A 24,644-nucleotide genomic window follows, 5' to 3' on the forward strand; every position below is an offset into this window, starting at 1 on the left:
GCATGCGTAAACTACGTTTCATCATAATTATTCTGACGGCGGGACTGGCGATGTCGTCCTGCAATAAATTCCTCGACGTAAAGCCAAAAGGGAAGCTGATCCCTTCGGAGGTCGTGGACTTCGATCACCTGCTGGATCATACCTGGACGGTGCAGTACATCTTCCTCGACAACAACGGCGGCAGCATGGTCGGTTACCTGAACGATAATATCGAGTTGTCGGAAGGAATGGGGAAAGTGGCTTACAAAGCCAACAACCACCCGAACGTCGATCGTTTCTATGCGTATACCTACCGCAAGCCTTACCGCAACCCGAATACCTCGGATTATTTCTGGGATTGGGGAACGTACCGCGCGGTGACGTACTACAACAATATCATCGATGGGATTACGGGGTTGAAGCAGATCGGCGCGGAAGACCAGCAGTATGCCCGTTCGGTGCTCGCGCAGGCACGTTCGGCGCGTGGATTCCAGTACTTCCTGCATAACCTCCTGTATGGTCCGGTTTATAAACCCGGAACGGCGAATAATACCCGGACGATCCCTTACCTGACGAACGCCGACATCAATGCACCGATGGTGGATTTGTCGACGCAGGAAGAAGTGTTCAAGCTCGCCGCCAACGACATGCACAGCGCGCTGCCCGATGCGCCGGCCAATACCAACTGGCCTTCGCGCGCCAATAAGACGGCGGTGCAGGCCATGCTGGCGTATTATCACCTGTTCACGCGGCGGTACGACAGCGTGGCGCATTACGCCAACCTCGCATGGACGGGCGCCACGGCCACCGGCGGGCCCGACAAGGTGCTGTATAATTACAACCAGTTCACCTGGACCAACCCCGCCAACACGGTAAGCAGCACCATCAAGGCGCAGGATAATTTCCTGGAGGCGGTGAACAGCCGTGAGATACTGCTGTACCGGTCGGAAGACCGCGGTGCGGGGCGGAGTTCGTCGAGTTACCCTTCAGAGGAATTCATCGGGTTGTTCGACGCTGCTACGGATCTGCGGTACACTTACTTTTTTTAACGGCGCCGGGTTATAAGACAACGTATAATGACGTAACTTACGATGACGGCCAGCGGATTCAGTATTACCGTGGCTCAAAGACACAATTGACATCGGGCTTCACTTATCCGGAAGTATTGCTGATGCGGGCGGAAGGGTATGCGCGGACGGGCAAGCTGGCGGAAGCCATTGCGGACCTGAACCTGTTGCGCCGGTACCGCTTCAAGCCGGAGGCGCCGCAGCTGACGGTGGGCACGCAGGACGAGGTGATCGCCGAAGTGCTGAAAGAGCGGAGGCGGGAATTGCCCGCCAGCGGTATCAAGCGATTCCTGGACCTGAAGCGCTTCGTGCTCGACGCCGGCAAATCCTGGCAGAAAACGAAAGTTGTGCATAAGCTGGGGGCGGAAACCTACGAAGCCGTTATTGATTCGGATGCATTTATTCTGAACATTGCCAACACCATCCTGCAGTATAATCCGCACTGGAATGTACCGCTGGATAACAGAACGTTTTAAAAGTCAAACTAAAACCGTATATTCATCATGAAACAAACCCTCACCCTCGCAGGAATGCTGCTGCCGCTTTCGATGCTGGCGCAAGACATTCCGTTCCAGATCAAAGGGCAGATCCAGGCGCCCGAAGAAGCCTCCAGAGTGTACCTGTATTACCGGAAAGACGCGAAGAATGTGACCGACTCCTCCGACCTGACGGGCGGCGCATTCCAGTTCAGCGGCGCCGTGGGCAACGCGCAGCGCGGCACCCTGGTGATACGGCCCATCCCCGTTCCCGGCAAAGCCATCGCTATGAAGCAGGAAATGCTGAACTTCTATCTTGAGAAAGGCAATATCACCGTGAAAAGCGCTGCCGGACTTGGCGAAGCCAAAGTATCCGGCGGGCAATACAACACGGATTTCAACAAATACCTGGCCGCTACAAAAGACGCGAAAGGGAAATATGAAGTGGTGAACAAGGAATGGTCTTCCGCCAGCGAAGAAACCCGCAAATCCGAAGCCTTCCAGAAATCGCTCAACGAAAAATACGACGCTATCCGTAAAGAAGAGAAAGCGGCGCAGCTGGCATTTGTGAAAGCAAACGGCAAGTCGCCCATCGCCATCGACGCATTGCAGCAATATGCCGGTTCCCTGCCCGATAACGTAGGTGAGATCGAAGGATTGTTCAAATCCCTCGCACCGGCCGTTCAGAGCAGCGCCAGCGGCGAAGCTTTCGCCAAGTCGATCGACGGCTGGAAGAAGACCGCCATCGGCGCACAGGCGCCTGAATTCACCCAAAACGATCCCGAAGGTAAACCGGTGAAACTGGCCGACTTCCGCGGCAAATTCACCCTGATCGATTTCTGGGCATCGTGGTGCGGCCCCTGCCGTGCGGAAAACCCGCATGTGGTGAAGGCTTACGAAAAGTATAAAGACAAAAACTTCACCGTACTCGGCGTCTCCCTCGACCAGCCCAATGCCAAAGACAAATGGCTCAAAGCGATCGCCGACGATAACCTGACCTGGACGCAGGTGAGCGACCTTAAGTTCTGGGACAACGAAGTGGCCCGCCTTTACGGCATCCGCGGCATTCCGCAGAACTTCCTCGTGGATCCGCAAGGCAAAATCATCGCGAAGAACCTTCGCGGTGAAGCGCTGGAAAAGAAACTGGCGGAAGTACTGAATTAACAGTAAGAACATTTGTATAAAAAAGCCCGCTCTGGTTATACCGGAGCGGGCTTTTTGTTATTGGAAACAATGCGGGAAATCAGTCTTCCGCCGCTTTGATTTCATACACGATCGAACTGCATTTGTTCACATGCCGCCAGGCTTTCCAATAGGAGCGGAAGCCTTTCCACGCGCCGGCGATCATCTTGTCTTTCCCGGTTTTGTATTTTTCGCTGAGCAGGCTCACGTAAAACGCGTCGAACACCATGGGGTACTTCTGCCGGATCTGGAATTGATGGCGTTGCATGAGTACGTCCATGGAAACGGGGGAGAAGTGGTAAAGGTGACGGGGCACGTCGTATGCGGCCCAGTATTCGCCGTACAGGCGCGCGTCGGTGCTGGTGTAGTTGGGAACGGCGATAAGCAGTGCGCCCCCGGGCTTCAGCAGCTTCCGTATTTTTTCGAGATAACCGTGCAGATCGTGCACATGCTCGAGCACATGCCACATCGTGATGCAATCGAACTGCCCTTCTTCCAGTTCGAAAAGCTGATGGATGGGCAACATTTCGAGCTGATACAGCTTTTGTGCGGTTTCACGCGCGCCGGCATCGGGTTCAAGGCCGGTAACATCCCAGCCGAGCTGCTTCATATGATGCAGGAAAGCACCCGTGCCGCTTCCGATATCGAGCAGCTTGCCGGCTTTGACGCCCGCGGCTGTTTTCACCCAGTTCTGTTTGGAACGCATGGTGATCTTGCGCACGTTGTGGTACATGCGGTTGATGAGCCCCTCACGGGTGTCGGAATGGGATATGTATTCGGCGGACTGGTAATAGGCGCCGATGTTGTCGATAGTAGGAATAGACTGGGTGAAGCGGGCCGTGCAGGCGGCGCATTCCCAGATGTCGAATTGTACTTGCGATACGGTATAATCTTTGGCCGTCAGCTTATAGCTGATGCGGTCAGATTGGCAAACAGGGCAATGCGTGTAGTCGATCCGGTTCATGTGTTAGAAAACTGACTGCAAGATAACAAAATTAAATCCCCTTGTATTCTCCCCAAACATCGCGGAGCGTATCTGCGATTTCGCCGAGCGTGCAATAGTTTTCCACGGCTTCTACCACAAGGGGCATAAGGTTCTCGTTAGTCCTGGCACGCTCTGCCAGCGCGGCAAGCAGGGCGTTTGCCTTGTCGTTGTCGCGGCGGGTGCGGAGGGATGCCAGTTTTTCGGACTGCAATTTACGGATGCTGTCGTCGATACGGAATACCTCGGTATCTGAGGTTTCTTCCACGACAAATTTGTTCACGCCGACGATGATTTTTTCGTTGTTTTCGATTTCCTGCTGGTATTGATAGGCGCTCCTGGCGATCTCGTCCTGGATGAACCCTTGTTCAATGGCGCTTACGGAACCGCCCATGGCGTCGATTTTATGGATGAGCTCCCATGCGCGTTCTTCCACTTCTTTGGTGAGCGCTTCCACGTAGTAGGAGCCGGCGAGCGGGTCTACGGTGTCGGCGATCCCGCTTTCGTAACCGATGATCTGCTGGGTGCGGAGCGCGATGCGCGCGGCGGATTCGGTGGGGAGGGAAATGGCTTCGTCGAACCCGTTGGTGTGCAGCGACTGCGTACCGCCGAGCGTGGCGGCAAGGGTTTGCACGGCTACGCGGACGATGTTGTTATGCGGTTGCTGGGCGGTGAGGGTGGAACCGCCCGTTTGCGTATGGAAGCGCAGCATTTGCGCCTTGGGATCGGTGGCGCCGAGGTTTTGGGTGATGTGCGCCCACATGTTGCGCGCCGCGCGGAACTTGGCTACTTCTTCGAACAGGTGGTTATGCGCGTTGAAGAAAAAGCTGAGGCGTTTGGCGAATACATTGATATCCAGCCCTTTTTCCAGCGCGGCTTTCAGGTAGGCCTTGCCGTTGGACAGCGTGAAAGCCAGCTCCTGCACGGCATTGGCGCCCGCTTCGCGGATATGGTACCCACTGATGGAAATGGTGTTCCATTTCGGCACTTCCCGGCTGCAATAATCGAAAATATCGGTGATGAGCCGCATGGAAGGTTGCGGGGGATAGATGAAAGTGCCGCGGGCGGCGTATTCTTTGAGAATATCGTTCTGAATGGTGCCGGAAATCTTCTGCAGGTCGGCGCCCTGCTTTTTCGCCAGCGCGATGTAAAATGCAAGGAGGATGAACGCCGTGGCGTTGATGGTCATGGATGTGGAGACCTTCTCCAGTTCGATGCCTGCGAAAAGCGTTTCCATATCTTCCAGCGAATCGATGGCTACGCCCACTTTGCCGACTTCGCCTTCGGCCATGGCATGGTCGGAATCATACCCGATCTGGGTGGGCAGGTCGAAGGCGACGCTGAGGCCCATAACGCCCTGGCTGAGCAGGAAGTGGTATCTTTTATTGGATTCCTCCGCGGTGCTGAAACCTGCGTACTGCCGCATGGTCCAGAGTTTGTCGCGGTACATGGTGGCGTGGATGCCCCGGGTAAAGGGGAAGCGGCCCGGTAATTCGTCCATCGGTACCGGGTTGGTGTATAACGGCCGGATTTCGATCCCAGAATCGGTCTTGATTGGCTTTTCCATATTTACAATGTTAGGGTAAAAACGATAAATTGCGGTAAAATTTGTTGACTGGCCATGATTCCTTATTTGTTATTGGGCACTACCGTCGGACTGGCTTTCCTGAGCATTCACCTCATGCGCCGCAGCGCGCGCAGGCCCTTTCCTGACGCCGTTTACACGGTAATGTTGTCGCTTTCGCTGGCGGCGTTTGTGTATCTCTACGGTACCTGGGTATACGGCAGCATCTATCTCAAATATGTTTTCGGCGGATTATATGTTTGCAGTTTACTTTTCTGGCTGATCCGCCGCCAACCGGTGAAGCCTGCACGTTCCCCGTTTTTCCGGCTGGCGATGTTTGTGGTGCTGGCGCTGGGGGTGGTATTGTATTTCACCGGCACTACCGGCAAGCCGCGCACTGTGGAGCTGGATTTTCCCCTTAAAAAAGGCCGTTATTTCGTCATCCAGGGCGGGAAGGGTCTGCCATCGAACTTGTTCCATTTCAGCTTGCGCGGGGCGGTATATGCGATGGATATCGTGAAGCTCAACGGCTGGGGGAACCGGGCCAATACGGTGTTCTCCAAAAAACTGGAAGATTACGCCATCTTCGGCGATACGGTATACAGCCCCTGTGCGGGCCGCGTGATCCGTGCCAACGGTGAAGACCCGGACAACATTCCACCCAATATGAAACGGGGCCCGCGGAATATGAACGCCGTTCTCATCGATGCCGGCGGGTACTACGTTTTCATGGGGCACTTCCGGCAGGGGAGCGTTGTGGTGAAAGAGGGAGACGAAGTGAAGGTAGGGCAGCCCCTGGCCGGCGTCGGCAACTCCGGCTTCAGCGCCGAGCCGCACCTCCACATCCAGGTGCACCGGAAAGAAAAAGACCGCCCCTGGTACGCTTCCGAACCACTCTACATCCTGTTCAACGGCCATGGCTACCTGCTCAACGAAATGATCCGCAAGAAAAATACCTGATATAAAAAAGACGGCCCCGGAATACCCGGGGCCGTCTTTTTATCAACAAAAAAATTACTTCTTCATCAGTTTCCGCGCTTCCGCATTGATGATCTCCGCAGCGATATCCGAAGGCGATTCCGGTTGCCGCATAAACAGTTCAAGGATTTGCTTGTTCAGCTCGATGGCGGCCGCATCCGGCGGCAGTTTCAGCGCCATCTGGTTAATGATGGAGATCGTTTGTTCCTTTACCGTTTTCACCGCCTCCCAGGCCGTGGGCGTCACATAAATCTGCTGCGATACATTGTGATCGTATTCAGATTTGATGCTCGAAACCATGCCGATCTGCATATCCAGCACCGTAAACCCCGGCTGGTTCACACGGCTGATCAGGTTCTGCGGCGCAATACGCTCCACAAACAGGATGATCCGCTCATATGCCTGCAGCTGCAATGGCAACACGATGTCGGCCTGGTGCGCACCGGAAGCCGAAATGCCTTTCTCTTCGCTCTCTTCCTGCACTTTCGATTTCTTATCTCCTTTCTTCAAAGTGTCTTTCAATGTATAAATCAGGAGCACCACCGCGCCGGCGATGATCACGATAAATAACAATTCCTGGTTAGTGGGCATAATAGGGTGACGTTTAAATATACAAATATAAAAGGAAATCTTAATCTATGAGACTTTCTTTTGTCAACATTCCGGCAAACTGATCGGAATATTGACCGCCAATCCCCCGTCGGAAGTTTCCTTATACTTGGAATTCATGTCCAGGGCCGTGTCCCACATGGTTTTCACCACCGCGTCCAGCGATACTTTCGCCAGTTCCGGGTTGCTTTGTAATGCCAGCTGGCTGGCGGTAATGGCTTTGATCGCGCCCATGGTGTTGCGCTCGATGCAGGGAACCTGCACCAGGCCGCCGATGGGGTCGCAGGTGAGGCCAAGATGATGCTCCATGGCGATTTCCGCCGCCATCAGCACCTGGCGCTGCGATCCGCCAAGGCATTCTGTGAGTGCCGCTGCCGCCATGGCTGAAGATACCCCGATTTCCGCCTGGCAACCGCCCATTGCCGCCGAAATGGTGGCCCGCTTCTTGAAAATGCTCCCGATCTCGGAAGCGCACAACACGAACTGCAGGATCTTGTCGTCGTGCAACCCGTCGCAGAACGCGATATAATATTGCAAAACAGCGGGGATCACGCCGGCGGCGCCATTCGTAGGCGCCGTCACCACCCTGCCGAAAGAGGCGTTTTCTTCGTTCACCGCCAGGGCGAAACAGCTCACCCAGTCGAGCGTATAGCTAAAATGCTGGCCACCCGCGCGGATGGCTTCAATCCATGAAATATAATCAGTGTATTCACGTCCTTTCAACAGCTTTTTGTTGAGCGCCGCCGCCCTGCGGCCTACTTTCAGCCCGCCGGGCAATTCGCCGGTGGTGTGGCATCCGCGGTAGGTGCAGTCACGCATCACTTCCCAAATCTTCAGTACGCCGGATTTTGTTTCGGCTTCACTGCGCCAGGCGTGTTCATTTTCCATCACCAGTTCGGAAATGGAATAGCCGGTTTTGATGCACCATTGCAATAACTGCCGCGCCGTGTCGATCGGGAAAGGCAGGTCTACGCTGCTCCCGCCGCCGCCGGTCTCGCCTTCTTTCACCACAAAACCGCCACCAATGGAATAGTATGTGGCCGCCAGCTGTTCGCCGTTGTGAAGGGTTACCAGAAAGGTCAGTGCGTTGGGATGGAAGGGAAGGGATTCTTCGTAAAGAAATGCGATGTCGGTAACGGGATCGAAGTCGATGAAGCGCTCGCCGCGCAGGTGCAGCTTGCAGTCGCGGCGGATGCCATCGATCTTGGAATCGATCTGGTTCACGTCGAAGGTAACGGGATCGTCGCCCGAAAGTCCCAGCAGCACGGCGATATCAGTGCCGTGGCCGTGGCCCGTTTTGGCGAGGGAGCCATACAGCAGTACAGACAGTTTGCTGATGTCGTTCAGCCTGCCCTGGGCTTTCATTTCGTCGAGGAAACGCATGGCGGCGCGCCAGGGGCCCAGCGTATGCGAGCTGGACGGGCCTACGCCGATCTTGAAGATGTCAAATACGGAAATGCACTCGTGTGGCAAAATATCAGGTTTAGCCTTCAAAGTTAAGGGATTGAAGGCACAAACAAAACAGCACGCGCCGCCCATGCGGGCGGCGCGTTGTCTCATATGGCGGTTCCGTTTTTTGTTGTAATCCTCAGTTCTTATCCCACCAGACTTTGCCGTAAGGGTCGTCGCCCGCGTTGGCGAACTGGCGGCTGATGGCGGCGCGGTAATTATCGCCGTTGTTGAAAGATTCGTCTGCAGGGTACGTCTGGCGGTTCGGCACGGCTTTCCCTGCTGCGGTGGCCATCGCCGGGAAGCCGGTTCTGCGGTACTCCGCCCAGGCTTCAAAGCCGTGCATGTAGAGGTGTACCCAGCGCTGGGTGGCGATCAGCTGTATCGCGTTAGCCGGCGCATACGCCACGCTGGGTTGCGCGATGAGATCTGCATGCCCGTTGGAGCTGCCGGTCCATTGCAGCAGGGATTGTTTAATCGCTTCGTCGTAGTGTTCCTTCGCTTTGGCGTCTCCTCCCGTGATCCACCCGCGCTTGGCGCCTTCCGCCAGGGCAAAGAGCGCCTGTGCGTAGGTGACGAGGTAGATGGGCGCATCCTGCGTTCTTACGGCTTCGCCGACCAGGGAGTATTTCGACAGCGTGGAGCCGTCGAGGCTGCCGTAGGGCAGGCCTACGTAGGTACCGTCCTGCTCGCGGGGGGTGGCATAGATTGCCAGCCGGGGATCGCCGGCATCCTTCAGCAGGTTTACCATCAGTTCGGTGGGCGCCCACCATTCGCGGCCCATGCGGGTCCACTGGTTGTACCAATAGCTTTCGTTGTTGGCGTCGGCCAGGTTTTTAAAGATGAAGTTATCGTCGTTGGAAGTCATGATCCCCGCGGCGATGGCTTTATTGAATTCTTCACGAGCCTTGGTGGCATTCGCTTCCGACATGCGGAGCGCCATGAGCAGGCGGACCGTATTGCCGAGTTTCTTCCATTTGTCGGGATTGCCGCTGTAAAGGATATCGTTGGTGACGTTCCCGGCCACGAATCCGTCGGAAGCTTCTGTCAGCAAGGCAAACAGGCTGGTATAGATGGATTCCTGGGTGTCGTACGCGGGCGTGGTCACCCGTTCGCCGCCTTTGAGCGCCTGGGAATAAGGGACATCGCCCCAGCGGTCGGTAATATGCCAGAAGAAATAAGCCTTCAGCACTTTGGCAATCCCGAGTTGGTTGGGCATGGGGCCGTCTGCCGGCAATTGTTCTGGCTGGGTGAGCACTCTTTCCAGGTTCATGAGCGGATCGAAATAAAGTGTATAGAAGCTGGCGGATGGCTCGGTATACAGGGAAAGGTTCGGGTAGAGCGTTTCCATGAAATATTGCGCGTAAAATTCCCCCTGCGGCGATTCCTGGAGCACCGGCAACATTAGCTGTGCGTTGGAGATGAGCTGCATGTTGGAAGCTTTGGACGGAAGGTTGGGGTTGACGTTGATGTCCCCGAATTTGTTGCAGCCGGCCAGCATCAAGGCGGAGAAGAGTAGTATATTGATTTTTCGCATGACGGTCAGCAATTAGAAGTTCACAATAAGATTTACACCGTAAGACCGCACCGTGTTCGACTGCCCGCTTTCCCTCCAGCTGATGGAGGTGGAGCCGGTCGATAATTCGGAGGGATCGAGGCCTTTGGGGGCTTTTTGCCAGAGCATGGCCGGATTGCGGGCGATGAAGGCCAGGTTGATGCTGTTGATGGGCAGCCTGCCGAGGTCTTTCTTCTCGAAAGTATATCCCAGCCGCAGCTCCCGCAATTTGATGTAAGAGGCATCTACCAGCCATTCTTCATACACATGCGTGGCCACGTGCGTGCGCCAGTATGTTTTGGCGTCAACATAAGCTTCCACATATTCTTTCGTCGTATTGGAAATACCTTTCACTTTCACGCCGCCGCCTTCCGCCACCGGGTCGCGCACATTCTTGCCGCGGTCGTTCATTTCAGCAGTGGCCGGAGCGATACCGGTCTTGTGGGCCAGCATCCAGGTACGGCTGAAGAACTGGCCGCCTTTCTGCCAGTCGATCATCGCGCCCACGTCAAACTTCCAGATTTTGAATGTATTCTGCCAGCCCCCTGTCATATCAGGTAGCACGGAACCGAAGTTATGCGTGGCGGAAGTATACATCGGCATGTTATTATTATCGAGCAGAATCATGCCCGTGGCGGAATCGCGTTGGTATGCCTTGCCGATGAGGCTGCCGAATTCTTCGCCTACGTAGGAGTTGATGTAGCTGTCCACCTGCGAGTAACGCGTATTGTCATAGGGATACACATTGATATCCGGCGCCAGTTCCACGACCATGTTCCGGTTGCGGTTCAGGTTGAAGATGGTGTTCCAGGTAAAGAAATTCGTGCGTACCGGCGTGGCGCTCACGGATAATTCGATACCCCTGTTCCGGATAAGCCCCGCGTTGATGATCGTACTGGCATACCCGCTGGTGCCGGAAAGGGTGAGGGGAAGGATCTGGTTCCGGTTCTTTTGCATGTACCAGGTGAATTCCATGCCGAGCCTGTTGTCGAGGAACTTCAGGTCCACGCCCGCTTCATATGCATGCGCGAACGAAGGCTTGATATTCGGATTTAGCAGCCCGTCGCGGATGTACATGGTATTGATCGCGGTGGCGCCGAGCGTGTAAATGGTGCCCATGGCCAGTTCGCCGCTCGTCTGGAAAGGAGCCAGGTCGCTGCCGGCCTGCGCGTAGCTGAGGCGCAGTTTACCGTAGTTGAGCGCTTTCCATTTCAGGTCGTCGCTGAATACATAGCTTGCCGAAACCGAGGGGTAGTAGTAAGAATTGTTGCCGGGAGGAAGGGTGGATGAGTTGTCGTTCCGCAATGATGCTTCCACGAAATACCGGTTCCTGAAGCCGAGGGAGAACATCCCGTACAGGCTCCTGACTTTCTTCTCCAGCTCGTAATTGGCGAGCGAGGGGCGGTCCACCGAAGCGGCGAGGTTGAAGAAGTCCGGGCTGCTGAGGCCGCCCACGGTAGCGCCGGTCATATACGTATACTTGCGGTGGTAACTGTTACCGCCTACGTTCGCATTCAGGGAAACATCGCCCCAGGATTTATTGTATTCGGCAAGGAATTCATAGTTCATTTCCGTGTTCTGGTACTTGCCGACGGCATACGACGGCACACCGAGCCCCCCGAATCCATGGCGCGACTCGATCCCCTGCGTGAACATATCACCGCGCGCAAAACCGCTTACCTTCAGCCCCGGGAGCACCTGGTAGCTGAGGCCCACGTCGCCGAAGAAGCGGTCGCGGCCGTCGTTGGTCGGGCTTTCGTAAGCCAGGAAGTAAGGGTTGTTCCAGTTGGTGAGCCGCGGCAGGGGATTCGCAACGGTCGGCGTGGCGATGCTCCAACCCAGGATGCGCCCGTCTGCGTATCTGTAATCTTTCAGCCGGCGCATGTCCATGCTCCGCTGGAACCACTGTACCATAAACCGCGCGCCGTCTTCCGAACCTTGCTTAGGCCGCTGGGCGCTGTTGTTGGCGTAGTTCAGGTTGGTGCTCACGGTCAGTTTGGGCGTGATGTCGAGCGAGCCGCTGAAACCGAGGTTGTTCCTTCTCAGCCAGGTATTGGGTTCCACGCCGCCGATGCTGGTGTTGTTGTAGCTGAGGCGGAAAGCCGTATTCTCGTTGCCGCCCGAAACATTGACGCCATTATTGAACGTATACCCGGTTTCGTAATAGTCTTTGATGTTATCAGGATATGCCACAAATGGTGTTTCCTTTCCGTAAGTGGGGTCGAGGGGGTAATAACTGAACACCTGGCGCGCTGGTGTTCCGTCGGCCTTTGGCCCCCAGCTTTCATCGACGCTCAGTCCTGCCACTTTCTGCCCCTGTGCGTTGGTGCTCCAGGTTTGGGTAGAACCGCCGCCGTAGATATTTTGCATAGGCATGAAGTTACCGGCCCTTTCGAGCGAGAACGCGCTGTTGAGGGTCACGTTCACTTTTTTAGGCCCTTTCCGCCCTTTGCGGGTGGTGATCATGATTACGCCGTATTGCCCGCGTAAACCGTATAGCGCCGATGCGGCGGGGCCTTTCAGCACATCCACCGACTCGATGTCTTCCGAATTGATGTCCTGCGCGAGGTTGCCATAATCCGCCCCGTCGAAACTGGCGTAGTTGGAGTTGGAAATGGGCGTCCCGTCTACCACGATGAGCGGCTGACTGGCGCCGCTAAGGGCGTTGACCCCGCGGATCTGTATCTTCTGCGTGCCGCCCATGCTGGCGCCGGAAGAGCCCGTCACCTGCACCCCGGCGATTTTGCCGGCGAGGGAACCGATCACGTTTTGTTCTTTCGTATACGTCAGGTTATCGCCTTTTACGCCCTGTCGTGCATACCCCAGCGAACGCTCGTCGCGCTTGATGCCGAGGGCCGTTACCACTACTTCCGACAGCTGCTGGTTGTTTTCCGACATCGTGAAGTCGGCCGTGGCAAACCCGTCGGTCACGGTGACGGTTATACTTTGCGTTTGATGCCCCATGGCGCTGGCATTCAGCGTGTAAGTGCCGGCTTTGAGCCCGCTGATGCTGTAGCGCCCTTCGGAATCGGCCACGTCACCTTGCGACGTTCCGGCGATCTGGATGGTGGCGAAGGGAAGTGGCCGCCCGTCGGAGGTGCGTACGATACCACGGATGCCGCCGTCGAATGAGGGGGCCTCGGCCGGTACGGCTTCAAAAACCTCCGTATTGCCAGGCGCCTTGCGGATCAGGATATGATCGTTGATCTGCTCGTACCGCAAGCCTTTGGGCAGCAGCAACGCATCCAGCAGCTGGCCGACGGGGATGCCCGCGGCGCGGTAGGTCACGTTGCCGTGCCCTTCGATGTCGCGGGTTTTATACGTAAATGAGCAGTCCGCCAGCGATTCTATCTGCCGCAACGCCTGCCGGAGCGTAACATTGTTAAGATCGACCGAAACAATTACTTTCCGGATATCCTGCCCGGCGCCGTCCGCCGCAACCAGGATTCCGTTGAAAGTCAATAAGATGGCCAGGATGGATATTCTCATAATCAACCAGTTGAGACGAGACAGCCCGGGTTTTGGCGGCTGCCCTTTTCGCATGCGGGGGTCGATGAAATTGCTGTTTTCTACATACAAATTCATAGCTTTGATGTGTTTAATAATTACCGAATAGGGATTATTGAAAAGCAGGAGGAGCCGCAGCCGGGTCGCAATCGGAGCGGCTCTCCGCATTTCAGGTGTTACCCAGACAATCTTTTACAGGAATTTGCCATGAGTGCAGATTTTGGTTAATGGATCGAATATATTCCGTTGGCCAGCGTCAGCCGGCTGTCTGTCAGCTTGCACAATATTTTCAACGCCTCGCCCGCCCCGATGTCGCGGCGGAAGGAGGTGGAAACGGTTTCTTCTCCCAGCCCGGGCCGCATCAGCCGGATGCGCACGTCGTAGGTACGCTCCAGGTCGCTGATGATGTCTTCCAGCTTTTCCCCGTCGTACAGCATCTTCCCGTCTTTCCATGGCGCCGCGTCTTCCGATTTAATGGTTTTGGGCGCTTCGTCTTTCATGACTTCGGACCTGACTTTCACCTGTTGCCCGCCGGTGAGGGTTGCTGTTTTTCCTTCCCGTACCGCACTTTTACCTTCCCGCTGCTTACGGCCACGGTCACGTCTTCCTGCCCGGGGTATGCCCGGATGTTGAACGCGGTACCGAGGACGGTGGTTGAGATATGCCCCGTGTGGATGATAAAAGGCTTCCCGCCGTCCTGCGCCACGTCGAAGTAGGCTTCGCCTGAGAGGTAGACGGTACGGTCTTCCTGCCCGAAATCTTCCGCGTAACGCAGGTTGCTGGCCGTATTGAGCCAAACCAGGGTGCCGTCGGGCAAACTAAGCCGGCGCACCTCGCTGCGGGCGGTCTGCTGCCCCTGCATGGCCGGCGCCTGGGCGCTGCCCGAAGGGTAGAGGAGCCATGTGCCCGTGGCCACGATGGTGATCAGGGCGGCGGCTACGGCGAACTTCACCAGTTTCAACTGCCGGCCGGCAGGGTGTATGAGGCGGCCGCGGGCGTTGACGTACGTTTCCGCATGCGGCAGTTCCTCGTCGCTGTTCCAGGCCTGGCGGATCAATTCGCGCAGGGTGTCGTCGTGGCCGGCTTGCCGGAGCAGGGCGAAGAATTCCTCATATTCCTGCCGCGTACAGGTATTGTCGCGGTAGCGTTTGAAAAGGTATTGTATCCGTTCTTCCATGCTTTGAATTGGTGTATATGCATGGGAAGACGAAGCAGCGGTGATATGTTCCTATTGCCGGGAGAAAAAAGTGAAAAAAAGATAAGGAGGGGGCCGGAAGTTTTGACGAGGAAGGAGCGGATGGCCTGCAAGGCCGAGAAAAGTTGGTTTTTGACGGTATGCCGGGAGATGTTGAGCTCGTCAGCGATTTCCATATAGCTCATGCCTTCTTCGCGGTTGAGGCGGTAAATGAGGCGCCGCTGGGGCGGGAGGCGGTCGATGGCTTTGCCGACGAGGGCGTGGTATTCGCGGTCTTCGGTAATGGTGGCGGGGGAAGCGGGCTCCTGGGACAGGGCGCTCCATATTTGCTCGCGCATCCGCTCGTCGGCCGCGGCTTTGCGGAGGAAGTCCATGAGCTTGTTTTCCATCACCCGGTACAGCCACGCGTCCATGTTCCGGATATCGGCCAGTTTTTCGCGGTGCTCCCAGAGTTTAAGAAAGGTTTCCTGCACAAGGTCCTGCGCGTATGCCGCAGATTTTGTCATGCCGAGTGCCAGTGCGTACAAACGGGCCTCCTGGTCATGGAAAACCTCCAGGAAGCGGCGCTCCTGCATGGCGGATGGGGATATGTGAACGGGCGGTCGGTGCATATCGACGGGAATAGTACCGGATTTGCGTTAGATATTGGTCTTTCTAAATGTACTATAATTTCCCCGTAAAGCAAAATGCCCGCACCGGCAGGAACCGGGCGGGCATCAGGTATGTTCTCCGGTTTCCCGGATACGATTAATAATAGAAATCGTTCACCGTTACTTCAAACTTCAATACGCTGTTGGGCGGAATGCTACCCTGCTGGCGGTTCCTGTAACCCAGCACGGAAGGGATCAGGTATTGCACCACCCCTTTCTTTGAAGTCTTTTGCGGCCCCACTTTAAACCCGGCGATCAGCCCGGTGCTGCCGAGTCGGATGTCGTTGAAAGTAGTGTTGTTGGCGGAATCGAACCGGGTGCCGTTCAGCAGCCAGCCTTTGTAGGAAATGTTGAATCGGTCGTCCAGCGCGATAGTATCTTCATTAATCCCGTTTTGCAGCACTTTCCAATATACGCCCGTCGAATCGCGTTGCATACCGGTGATATTGTTGGCCGCGATGTAGTCCTTGATGGTCTGTTCGTCGATGGCCGCTTGTTTCACTTCGTCGTAAGGCACTTCATCGTCCTTGTCTTTCTTGCAGGCTACTGCCAGGGTAATGCCCAGGAGGGCGATCAGGCCCAGGTAATGTTTCTTCATGCGATTTAAGTGGTTATTTTCTGATATCGATTAAAGTAATGTCGCAATGCAGGATCGCATTCGGCGGAATTTTTCCGGGGATGCCCACGTCGGAGAAAGCCAGCCTGCTGGGAATGAAAAGCTCGATCCGGCCGCCCTTGGTAATCAGGGGCAACCCGTATTGCCAACCCAGGATATGGTCTTTCAGCCGGCGGTTGTCGAAAGACGTGGGGATCGGGGAGGCTTCCACGATCTGGTCCTGCCCCAGCAACTTGCGCTTGTAGGTAACCACGGGGATTTCGTCCAGGCTGATGGTGTCCGATTTGTCGCCGGGTTCCCAGATCCGGTATATCATCCCGCTGGGGTGGATGACGGTGCCGGAATCCATCTTGTGTTGCTTGAGGTACCCCCGGATGGCATTCGTCTCCGCTACGATATCGGAAAGTATCCTGTCCGCATCTTCCAACGACTTTGCGCAACCCGTCAGCAGGCCAACTGCCAGTACCAGGAGGCCCAGGGAGGGCGGGAGGGAGCGAAACAATCGTAATCCTTTGTTCAACGGCATCTGGTTCGGAATTTTAACTTTAAACGGTATCAGTGGCCGGAAAGTTACAGCATAAAAAAATCCCGTCCCAGGCAAAAGCCGGGACGGGAAGGAATATTTCCGGAACGGGTGGATTAGTAATCCATGCCCATGCCATGACCGCCGCCCGGCATTGCGGGAGCTGCGGATTTGGGTTCGGGTTTGTCGGCGATCACGCATTCGGTGGTCAGCAGCATACCAGCGATGGATGCGGCGTTTTCCAGGGCGATGCGGGATACCTTGGTGGGGTCGATTACACCCGCGGCCAGCATTTTCTCGTAGGTTTCGGTGCGGGCGTTGAAGCCGAAGTCACCTTTACCTTCTTTCACTTTCTGTACCACGATGGAACCTTCGATACCTGCGTTGGCGGTGATCTGACGGAGAGGCTCCTCGATCGCGCGTTTAACGATCGCGATACCGGTCATTTCGTCTTCGTTCTCGCCTTTGATTTTATCCAGGCCTTCGATCGCGCGGATGAAAGCAACACCGCCACCGGCAACGATGCCTTCTTCAACGGCAGCGCGGGTTGCGTGCAGGGCGTCGTCCACACGGTCTTTCTTCTCTTTCATTTCCACTTCGGTAGCGGCACCCACGTAGAGTACGGCAACACCGCCGGACAGTTTGGCCAGGCGTTCCTGCAGTTTCTCGCGATCGTAGTCGGAGGTGGTTACCTCGATCTGGGACTTGATCTGGTTGATACGTGCCTGGATATCGGTTTTTTTGCCTTTACCGCCAACAACAGTGGTATTGTCTTTGTCGATGGTTACGGACTCTGCGCGGCCGAGGTAGGTGAGGTCTGCGTTTTCCAGTTTATAGCCCTGGTCTTCACTGATCACGATACCTGCGGTGAGGGTTGCGATGTCCTGCAGCATTTCCTTGCGGCGGTCGCCGAAGCCGGGGGCTTTCACGGCGGCAACTTTCAGGGTGCCACGGAGTTTGTTCACCACCAGGGTAGCCAGTGCTTCGCCTTCGAGGTCTTCGGAGATGATCACGAGGGGAGCGCCTTGCTGGGCCACTTTCTCGAGGATGTGCAGGATATCCTTCATGGTGCTGATCTTCTTGTCGTAGATCAGGATGTAGGGATTCTGCAGCTCGGCCTGCATTTTTTCGCTGTTGGTGATGAAGTAGGGGGAGAGGTAACCGCGGTCGAACTGCATACCTTCTACCACTTCCACAGTGGTTTCGGTGCCTTTGGCTTCTTCTACGGTGATAACGCCGTCTTTGGTTACTTTGCGCATCGCTTCGGCGATGAGTTTACCGATTTCGGAGTCGTTATTGGCGGAGATAGCGGCAACCTGTTCGATTTTCTTGTTGTCGTTACCTACTTTTTCGGATTGTTTTTTCAGGTTTTCCACAACGCCTTTCACGGCTTTGTCGATACCGCGTTTCAGGTCCATGGGGTTCGCGCCTGCGGCTACGTTTTTGAGACCTTCGCCGATGATGGCCTGGGCCAGCACGGTGGCGGTAGTGGTACCGTCGCCGGCGATGTCAGCGGTTTTGGAAGCTACTTCCTTCACCATTTGAGCGCCCATGTTCTCGATGGGGTCTTCCAGTTCGATTTCTTTAGCTACTGTAACACCGTCTTTGGTTACGCCGGGAGCGCCGAATTTCTTTTCGATCACTACGTTGCGGCCTTTGGGGCCGAGGGTCACTTTCACTGCGTTGGCCAGGGTGTCAACGCCTTTTTTCATTTTGTTGCGGGCGTCGGTATTAAAGAATATTTGCTTTGCCATAGTCGTATAAATTTTCTTTGGTCGTGAAGGTTAAATTTCTGGGCCGGGAATTAGATAACGGCCAGGATGTCGGATTCGCGCATGATCAGGTAGTCATCTCCTTCGAGGCTGATCTCGGTGCCGGAATATTTGCCGTACAGCACGGTATCGCCTACTTTCACGCTCACGGGTTCATCTTTTTTACCAGGACCGGCTGCTACTACCGTTCCGCGTTGCGGTTTTTCTTTAGCCGTGTCGGGGATGATGATGCCGCCTGCGGTTTTTTCTTCAGCTGCTGCGGGTTTTACGATCACCCTGTCTGCCAGAGGTTTGATACTCAATTTGCTTTTAGCCATTTTGATTCTATTTTTAAAAAGATGAGTTTGTAAAAGTTTTTCCGGTTTTGATCGAAATCGGACGGATTTCCCTCTGTCAGAGATTGTGCCAAATGATTTTCTGGTCAAATTTGCAGGTTCCAAAGATAAGTAAATTCACTTGCCATGCCAGAAAATGACATTTTTTCATTTTCGGCCTGACAACAGCCCTGGAATGGCAGTTTGGCGCCCCCGGCCGGGGGCGCCGGAAGTATTTTTTAAAAAGTCGCTGTAAAACAGTAGATTTGCGGCCATTTTCCTAAGCGTACAAATGATCAGTAGAAGAAATATCCGGGTAAAAGTAATGCAAACGCTGTATGCCATGGACACCATGGAGCAGGAAACGGTGAAACCGGGCACTGCCATGAGTTTGCTAAATGAGAAACTGGACCAGACGTGTCAGGTTTTCACCTACCTCCTGTACTCTATGGCCAGAGTGGCCCAGTACGCGGAGACGGAAGCCCAGAAAAGGGCCTCCAAACATCTGCCCAGTGCGGAAGACCTTGCCGTGAACACCAAAGTGGCGGGGAACGACTTCGTTTTCCAGGTGCTGAACGATAAGGGGTTCCTCGTCAACCTCGACACCTGGAAGCTCCGGCGCCTCGAAGACCCCGAGCTCACCCGGAAACTCTACCATCAACTCACCGAAACGGAGACCTATAAAGCATACATCGCCCAACCCTCCCGCGACAGAGCCTCCGAAAAGCAAATCGTGGAATTCATCTTTTCCGAAATACTGGAGAAAAGCGACCACTTCATCCAGCACATGGAAGACAGCTTCCTTCACTGGGGCGACGATGCCGACATGATGGGCATCCTGGTAGGCAACTACCTCTCCAAGCCCCAGCTCTTCAACTTCCTCCAGCTCATCTCCCGCGAAAAACTGGAATATGCCCGCGACCTCCTCAGCACCGTCCTCAACAAAAAGGACTACTGCCTGGAGCTTATCCGGCCCAAACTCCAGAACTGGGACCCCGAGCGTATTGCCTCGGTAGACATGCTGCTGATGGAAATGGGCGTCTGTGAATTTCTCTATTTCCCCACCATTCCCACCAAGGTAACCATCAACGAGTACATCGACCTGGCCAAAGCCTACTCCACGCCGCAAAGCGGGCAGTTCGTCAACGGCATCCTCGATAATATCCTGAAAGATCTCCTCCAGGCCAACCTCGTGGAGAAAACGGACCGTAACCGTAAATAAACGAGCCATGAAAGCTTCCTTCCTCGCCATCCTCGCCGTGTCCCTCGCTTTCGGCGCCTGCAACAGCCCTGAGGGCAGCAAGGCTCCGGCCGCCTCCGGCTCCCGGGCACAGGATACGTCCCTAGGCGCCCGCCCTGTAATCTCCTTCGAAAAGCAGGTGCACGACTTCGGGAAAATCGTAGCCGGCGAAGTCGTCGAATATTCCTTCAAATTCAAGAACACCGGCAGCCGCGACCTGCTCATCAGCCGCGCGGAAGCCTCCTGCGGATGCACCATCCCGGAATGGCCCAAAGCACCCATCCGCCCCGGTGATTCCGCTTACATCAAAGTGAAGTTCGACAGCAAAGGCCGTCCCGAAGGCTATACCGAAAAAGAAATCTACATCGAAGCCAACACCGAACCCTCCGGAAATGCCGGTCCGCGCATTACCGCCGAGATCGTGGCAAAGAAATAGTAACTTTAACCGTTCAAATCAAATAAACACATACAGATGTACAACTTCTTAACAAACGTATTCCTGATGACGCCCCCGCCGGTGGCGCACAGGGCGGCGGTATGGGCAGCATGGGCACCCTCATCTTCTTCGGTGGTATGATCCTCGTGATGTGGCTTTTCATGATCCGTCCGCAAACCAAAAAAGCCAAAGCACAAAAAACTTTCATCGACAACCTGCGCGAAGGCGACAAGGTGGTATCCATAGCCGGTATCCATGGCAAAGTGAAGAAAATCAACGATAACGGCACCCTGCAGGTAGAAGTGAGCCCCGGCACCTTCTTCACCATGGAGCGTTCCGCCATCAGCATGGAATACACCAACGCGCAGAACAAAGCTGCCGAAACGAAATAATTCCGGGATTTTAACGCGAACACAGGAGGAGAAGGCTTTACGCCTTCTCTTTTTTTATTATTTTGCCCTATATGCGCATCATCGGAATCACCGGCGGCATCGGCTCCGGAAAAACTACCGTAGCGAAGATTTTCGCCCTCCTCGGCATCCCCGTCTTTTATGCCGACGAAGCCGCCAAAGACATCATGGTCCGCGACCAGGAGCTCGCTTCCCGCATCCGCGGCCACTTCGGTGAAGCCGCCTATTTCCCCGACGGCACGCTCAACCGCAAATTCATCGCCGATATCGTGTTTGCCGACAAAGAGCAGCTCGCCATCCTCAATTCCTTCGTCCATCCCGCCACCATCCGCGATTCCGAACAATGGGCCAGCCGCCAGAACGCCCCCTACGTGATCAAGGAAGCCGCGCTCATGTTCGAAACCGAATCGTTCCACCACGTCGATAAGGTGATCACTGTGTACGCACCTGAAGCCCTCCGCATCCGGCGCGTCATGCAGCGCGACAATACCGACCGCAACGCCGTCATCGCGCGCATGCACAAACAGCTCGACGAGCAGATCAAGCGGAAGCTGGCCGATTACGTCATTTACAATGATGAACAGCAGCTCGTGATCCCCCAGGTGCTGGAGCTTCATAAAACATTCCTGGCCTTGTAAGGATACGGGGCAACTATAAACACGAAGGCCCGGCGATCATCGCCGGGCCTTCGTGTTTACCGGGAAAAACTCATTGCAGTTTCGCCAGCCATTCGGTCATACGCTTCATGCCTTCCCGGATGCGGTCGAGGCTGGTGGCGTAGGAGATGCGGATGCACTGGGGTTGTTCGAAAGCCGCGCCGGAAACGACCGACACGTTGGCTTTGTGCAGCAGGAACATGCAGAGGTCGTCGGCGTTTTCGATGCGCTCGCCTTCATATTGCTTGCCGAAAAAGCCACTCACGTTGGGGAACATGTAGAATGCTCCGTCAGGAAGGTTTACATGGAGGCCCGGAATGTTTTTCAGGGCGTCGAAGATGAAGGCGCGGCGTTCGCCGAAAGCTTTCACCATTTCCTGCGCGGTGTCCAGCGGTCCGCGGAGCGCCGTGATGGCGCAGCGTTGGGTAATGGAGCAGGTGGCGGAGGTGAACTGGCTCTGCACCATGTCTGCCGCTTTGGCAATTTCCAGCGGAGCGGCCAGGTAGCCGAGGCGCCAGCCGGTCATCGCGAAGCCTTTGCTGAGGCCGTTGATGATGATAGTGCGGTTTTTCAGGCTGCCGAAAGTAGCGATGCTGGTGTGCGGCGCCACGTAGTTGATATATTCGTAGATCTCATCCGAAATGATGAAGATGTCCGGATGTTTTTCGAATACTTCCGCCAGGCCCTTCAGTTCGTCGTGGGAATACACGGAACCGGTGGGGTTGCAGGGGGAAGAGAACATGAACAGTTTGGTTTGCGGCGTGATGGCGGCTTCCAGCTGTTGCGGCGTGATCTTGTAATTGTTATCGATGCCGCAGGGCACGAACTTCACGACGCCCTGGCAAAGTTTCACCAGTTCGGAGTAAGTAACCCAGTAAGGCGTGGGGATGATCACTTCGTCGCCGGGATTCACGATGGAGAGCACGGCGTTGGCGATGGATTGCTTGGCGCCGGTGGATACGACGATCTGTTCGGCGGTGTATTCCAGCCCGTTGTCGCGCTGGAGCTTGTGCGCCACGGCCTGTTTGAGGTCGAGGTATCCGGCTACGGGGGTATAGTGGGTATACCCTTCATCGATGGCTTTTTTGGCGGCCTCGCGGATGTGTTCCGGCGTATCGAAATCGGGTTCCCCGATGCTGAGGTCCACAATGTCAATGCCCCGGGCTTTCAGTTCCCGGCTGAGTTTGGCCATTCTGATGGTTTGCGGAACGGAGATCCGCGTTAATCTTTCTGCTAGTTGCATGCGTACTGTTTTTTGGGTTGACCGCGGCAAACCTACAGCAAAAAAACGAGAGGAGGGGCATAAAAAAACATTCCGGAACCAGGGTCCCGGAATGTTTTGAAAAATGTATAAAGCGGTACTGCTTATTGGTTCTGGTAGGGCATAACCGTGATCTTGGGCTTCAGGTCGCCGGTGGTCACGCTGTCGATCCCCTGGTACATGATATTGTAGAAACCGCCGCGTGCAGCCAGGGATACTTCCTTGATGGCAAGGGTATCTCCGCCCGGACCTTTCGCCACGATGTTAAACGTGCCGAGGTTGTTGGCGGTGAACTGGTCGTACTGGCCGCTCATGAAGTCTTCGTATTGACGGCCGCCCCAAACGCGGGTTTCGCCGATGTACAGGTCAACGGGGCCGGAGTTGGGAACGAGGTTGAAGAAACGAACGTTCGCCCGGTCGGTTGCCGCGTTGGTCCATGTTTCCAGGATACGGTGAACGTCTGCGTGGGAACCGTCGCCATGCAGGATCAGCGTGGTATAACGCGAAGTGTCGAAGGGAGCGGATTCAGAGGCCAGCAGCACTTCGGTACCGAATTTCTTGAAGTCGATCTTGTAGTTTTTCGGCGTAAACAGGGCGCCGTCGGCAGCACCGTACTTGAATTGTTCGCTGTTGATTTTCTTGGCGTCCATAAAGATGTCTACACCATACTCGGTGCCAAGCGAGTTCACGAAAGCCACGTAGGTAACGGGCTGTTGCGGTTGCGGGTCAGAGTTTTTCAGGCAGGAGGTGAATCCTGTTGCAGCTACTACGGTCAATGCCGCCAGTGTCCATAAACGGCTCATTTTGGTTACCATGCGCTCTTTGGTTTTTATGTTCATTGATTTGTTACGGTTATGAAGTCAATTTTTGTCAGTCTGTATAACGTTGCAGGTCCGGTTTGTATTTTCTTTCCCTTGTCAGTTCCGTTTCATAAATAATGGCGCCCAGTTCGCGAAGGAATGGTTTTCCAATGGTTTCGTAATCATATGTATCGTCTCCGATGACGCCGTCCGTATTCGTGTAAATGCGGGCGGACAGGAGGAATTCGATCTTGTTGGCAAAGTCCGCAAAATACGCGACATCGGTCAGAAAGCCATAAGCCCAGCCGGATTTGTTGTAAATCCTCAGCCCCGCAGGCAGTTGCACGCTGGCATCCGCGCCGCCCATAAGGTATTTGGTATAATTCCGGTGGAATTCAGCCGTGTCGTATTTCGGATCTCCTGCCTCGCTTTCCGTTGGCAGCCTGGACATGTACCGGTATAAAAACCGGTAGTCTTCCTTCGTTAAACGAAAACGTTGGCGGGATGTTACAGTTTCCGGAAAAATTATGCTTTGAAGGATTTGATGGAGGTCGCCCAGCGCGATCCGGTTCTTCAAGGAGAAGTCGAACGGTTGTTGTACGAGGGAATCCCCCGCGTAATGCGCCTTTCCGGCCTGTTCTGGCGCCTGCGAAGGCGTTCCCGGCACGGGGCCGCGGTAATACCGGGGCGCTTGTATGAGCACCGGAACAGTGCCTTCCGGCGTAAAAAAGCGGATGCCGTTGGTCTGGCGGTTGGCTTCCGGCGAGAGGGGCATGCTGAGGCGGTGGATGATGCGGGCGCCGGCATATCCTTTATCATGGAGGCTTTTATTGAACGCTTCCTGGCCCAGGAGCTCATAGAGCCGGTTGAACGCATCGTTATCGCTGACCATCAGGATCTTTTTGATGTAATGGGCGGCGGAGGGTTTGCCGGTAGGGGAGGACGTATCGGTGTCCGCGGCGGTGGAGATGCCCGGCAGGCTGTCGGTCAGCATATCCGCCGTAGGCGGGATGTCTTGTTTTCGGAGGGTTTCCAGGGCGAGGAGCGCCGCGGGCAGTTTTACGGTAGAGGCGGGATAGAAGTAGGAGGAGGGGGCCTGGGGCCAGTGGAACTCCTGCAAATGAGGTGTATTGCGCGCGTCGCGGTCGATCCGGGTATAAAAAATCTCGATCCGGAAAGCTTCCGGATCGGCGAGAGCAGGCCCCAGCCGGGCTGCATGGGCCGCCAGGAGGGAGTCCAGGTAATTGTCCGGTTTCAATGGTTTCATGGCGAAATTTCTTCCCTGGTAAGTTTGGCAGTTCGCAAAAAAAACCAATATTGCAGACGCCAACAAAATCCGTTGCTGCATAGAAGGAAAATTTGAATGCGAAATCCCTATCAAAACCAATCACATAGTGATTTTATGGCTGTTTTGATCGGGGCT

23 protein-coding genes and 1 pseudogene are annotated in these 24,644 nt (G+C 55.2%); 8 read left to right on the top strand and 16 right to left on the bottom strand.

Going from position 1 to position 24,644, the window contains the following annotated elements; translation table 11 throughout:
• The first annotated feature begins 2 nt into the window (after positions 1-2).
• The 3 genes from WJU16_RS21195 (at position 3) to WJU16_RS21205 (ending at position 2,686) form a co-directional block, all read left to right on the top strand.
• Positions 3-1,028 (top strand): RagB/SusD family nutrient uptake outer membrane protein, encoded by a 1,026-nt coding sequence (locus WJU16_RS21195; protein WP_341835401.1) that lies wholly within the window; start codon positions 3-5, stop codon positions 1,026-1,028.
• An 86-nt stretch (positions 1,029-1,114) separates the two neighbouring features.
• Entirely contained in the window at positions 1,115-1,522 is a 408-nt protein-coding gene (locus WJU16_RS21200; RefSeq protein ID WP_341835402.1) for a RagB/SusD family nutrient uptake outer membrane protein, read from the top strand.
• Between the two features lie 27 nt (positions 1,523-1,549).
• Positions 1,550-2,686, top strand: coding sequence for a TlpA disulfide reductase family protein (locus tag WJU16_RS21205; protein WP_341835403.1), 1,137 nt, complete (start codon positions 1,550-1,552; stop codon positions 2,684-2,686).
• Between the two features lie 79 nt (positions 2,687-2,765).
• On the opposite strand, the gene WJU16_RS21210 is transcribed toward WJU16_RS21205, so the two are convergent.
• Complete coding sequence (locus WJU16_RS21210; protein WP_341835404.1) at positions 2,766-3,668, bottom strand: class I SAM-dependent methyltransferase; 903 nt, start codon at positions 3,666-3,668, stop codon at positions 2,766-2,768.
• A gap of 31 nt (positions 3,669-3,699) precedes the next feature.
• Complete coding sequence (locus tag WJU16_RS21215) at positions 3,700-5,253, bottom strand: methylmalonyl-CoA mutase family protein (protein ID WP_341835405.1); 1,554 nt, start codon at positions 5,251-5,253, stop codon at positions 3,700-3,702.
• Positions 5,254-5,307: 54 nt separating this feature from the next.
• On the opposite strand from WJU16_RS21215, the gene WJU16_RS21220 reads away from it, so the two are divergent.
• Complete coding sequence (locus tag WJU16_RS21220) at positions 5,308-6,210, top strand: peptidoglycan DD-metalloendopeptidase family protein (RefSeq protein WP_341835406.1); 903 nt, start codon at positions 5,308-5,310, stop codon at positions 6,208-6,210.
• A gap of 54 nt (positions 6,211-6,264) precedes the next feature.
• On the opposite strand, the gene WJU16_RS21225 is transcribed toward WJU16_RS21220, so the two are convergent.
• The 11 genes and pseudogenes from WJU16_RS21225 to groES all read right to left on the bottom strand — a co-directional run bounded on the left by WJU16_RS21225 (position 6,265) and on the right by groES (position 18,421).
• Positions 6,265-6,819 carry a hypothetical protein gene (locus WJU16_RS21225; protein WP_341835407.1) on the bottom strand — a complete coding sequence of 185 codons (555 nt, stop codon included), beginning with the start codon at positions 6,817-6,819 and terminating at the stop codon, positions 6,265-6,267.
• A 63-nt stretch (positions 6,820-6,882) separates the two neighbouring features.
• Entirely contained in the window at positions 6,883-8,331 is a 1,449-nt protein-coding gene (locus WJU16_RS21230) for an L-serine ammonia-lyase (RefSeq protein ID WP_341835408.1), read from the bottom strand.
• A 94-nt stretch (positions 8,332-8,425) separates the two neighbouring features.
• Positions 8,426-9,823 carry a SusD/RagB family nutrient-binding outer membrane lipoprotein gene (locus WJU16_RS21235; RefSeq protein WP_341835409.1) on the bottom strand — a complete coding sequence of 466 codons (1,398 nt, stop codon included), beginning with the start codon at positions 9,821-9,823 and terminating at the stop codon, positions 8,426-8,428.
• 12 nt (positions 9,824-9,835) lie between these two features.
• Entirely contained in the window at positions 9,836-13,330 is a 3,495-nt protein-coding gene (locus WJU16_RS21240) for a SusC/RagA family TonB-linked outer membrane protein (protein WP_341835410.1), read from the bottom strand.
• A 242-nt stretch (positions 13,331-13,572) separates the two neighbouring features.
• Entirely contained in the window at positions 13,573-13,869 is a 297-nt protein-coding gene (locus WJU16_RS21245) for a DUF4974 domain-containing protein (RefSeq protein WP_341835411.1), read from the bottom strand.
• Entirely contained in the window at positions 13,866-14,525 is a 660-nt protein-coding gene (locus tag WJU16_RS21250; RefSeq protein ID WP_341835412.1) for a FecR family protein, read from the bottom strand. Before WJU16_RS21250 ends, WJU16_RS21245 begins: the two co-directional genes overlap by 4 nt.
• Positions 14,526-14,644: 119 nt before the next feature.
• Positions 14,645-15,154: pseudogene (locus WJU16_RS21255) on the bottom strand (RNA polymerase sigma factor); the annotation flags it as partial.
• Positions 15,155-15,290: 136 nt separating this feature from the next.
• Positions 15,291-15,791: an FKBP-type peptidyl-prolyl cis-trans isomerase gene (locus WJU16_RS21260; protein ID WP_341835413.1), complete on the bottom strand. Its 501-nt coding sequence runs from the start codon at positions 15,789-15,791 to the stop codon at positions 15,291-15,293.
• 13 nt (positions 15,792-15,804) lie between these two features.
• Positions 15,805-16,335, bottom strand: a complete 531-nt coding sequence (locus WJU16_RS21265) for an FKBP-type peptidyl-prolyl cis-trans isomerase (protein ID WP_341835414.1) — start codon at positions 16,333-16,335, stop codon at positions 15,805-15,807.
• A gap of 113 nt (positions 16,336-16,448) precedes the next feature.
• The gene (groL, locus tag WJU16_RS21270; protein WP_341835415.1) at positions 16,449-18,086 is read right to left on the bottom strand and encodes a chaperonin GroEL; all 1,638 of its coding nucleotides are present in this window, start codon (positions 18,084-18,086) and stop codon (positions 16,449-16,451) included.
• Between the two features lie 50 nt (positions 18,087-18,136).
• Positions 18,137-18,421, bottom strand: coding sequence for a co-chaperone GroES (gene groES, locus WJU16_RS21275; RefSeq protein WP_341835416.1), 285 nt, complete (start codon positions 18,419-18,421; stop codon positions 18,137-18,139).
• Between the two features lie 289 nt (positions 18,422-18,710).
• Between groES and nusB the strand changes: the two genes are divergently transcribed.
• From nusB to coaE, 4 genes are all read left to right on the top strand, one after another.
• Positions 18,711-19,640, top strand: a complete 930-nt coding sequence (gene nusB / locus WJU16_RS21280; RefSeq protein ID WP_341835417.1) for a transcription antitermination factor NusB — start codon at positions 18,711-18,713, stop codon at positions 19,638-19,640.
• Between the two features lie 7 nt (positions 19,641-19,647).
• The gene (locus WJU16_RS21285; protein WP_341835418.1) at positions 19,648-20,094 is read left to right on the top strand and encodes a DUF1573 domain-containing protein; all 447 of its coding nucleotides are present in this window, start codon (positions 19,648-19,650) and stop codon (positions 20,092-20,094) included.
• A 101-nt stretch (positions 20,095-20,195) separates the two neighbouring features.
• Complete coding sequence (gene yajC, locus WJU16_RS21290) at positions 20,196-20,486, top strand: preprotein translocase subunit YajC (RefSeq protein ID WP_341835419.1); 291 nt, start codon at positions 20,196-20,198, stop codon at positions 20,484-20,486.
• 71 nt (positions 20,487-20,557) lie between these two features.
• The gene (gene coaE / locus WJU16_RS21295; protein WP_341835420.1) at positions 20,558-21,142 is read left to right on the top strand and encodes a dephospho-CoA kinase; all 585 of its coding nucleotides are present in this window, start codon (positions 20,558-20,560) and stop codon (positions 21,140-21,142) included.
• 70 nt (positions 21,143-21,212) lie between these two features.
• Here coaE and WJU16_RS21300 read toward each other — a convergent pair whose 3' ends face one another.
• From WJU16_RS21300 to WJU16_RS21310, 3 genes are all read right to left on the bottom strand, one after another.
• A complete protein-coding gene (locus tag WJU16_RS21300) occupies positions 21,213-22,403 on the bottom strand; it encodes a pyridoxal phosphate-dependent aminotransferase (protein WP_341835421.1) in 1,191 nt (396 codons plus the stop codon).
• Between the two features lie 122 nt (positions 22,404-22,525).
• Positions 22,526-23,260 carry a DUF4397 domain-containing protein gene (locus tag WJU16_RS21305; RefSeq protein ID WP_341835422.1) on the bottom strand — a complete coding sequence of 245 codons (735 nt, stop codon included), beginning with the start codon at positions 23,258-23,260 and terminating at the stop codon, positions 22,526-22,528.
• A 31-nt stretch (positions 23,261-23,291) separates the two neighbouring features.
• On the bottom strand, positions 23,292-24,488 hold the full coding sequence (locus WJU16_RS21310) for a serine hydrolase (protein ID WP_341835423.1): 1,197 nt from the start codon (positions 24,486-24,488) through the stop codon (positions 23,292-23,294).
• Positions 24,489-24,644 lie beyond the last annotated feature (156 nt).

This window comes from Chitinophaga pollutisoli (assembly GCF_038396755.1).
GTDB lineage: Bacteria > Bacteroidota > Bacteroidia > Chitinophagales > Chitinophagaceae > Chitinophaga > Chitinophaga pollutisoli.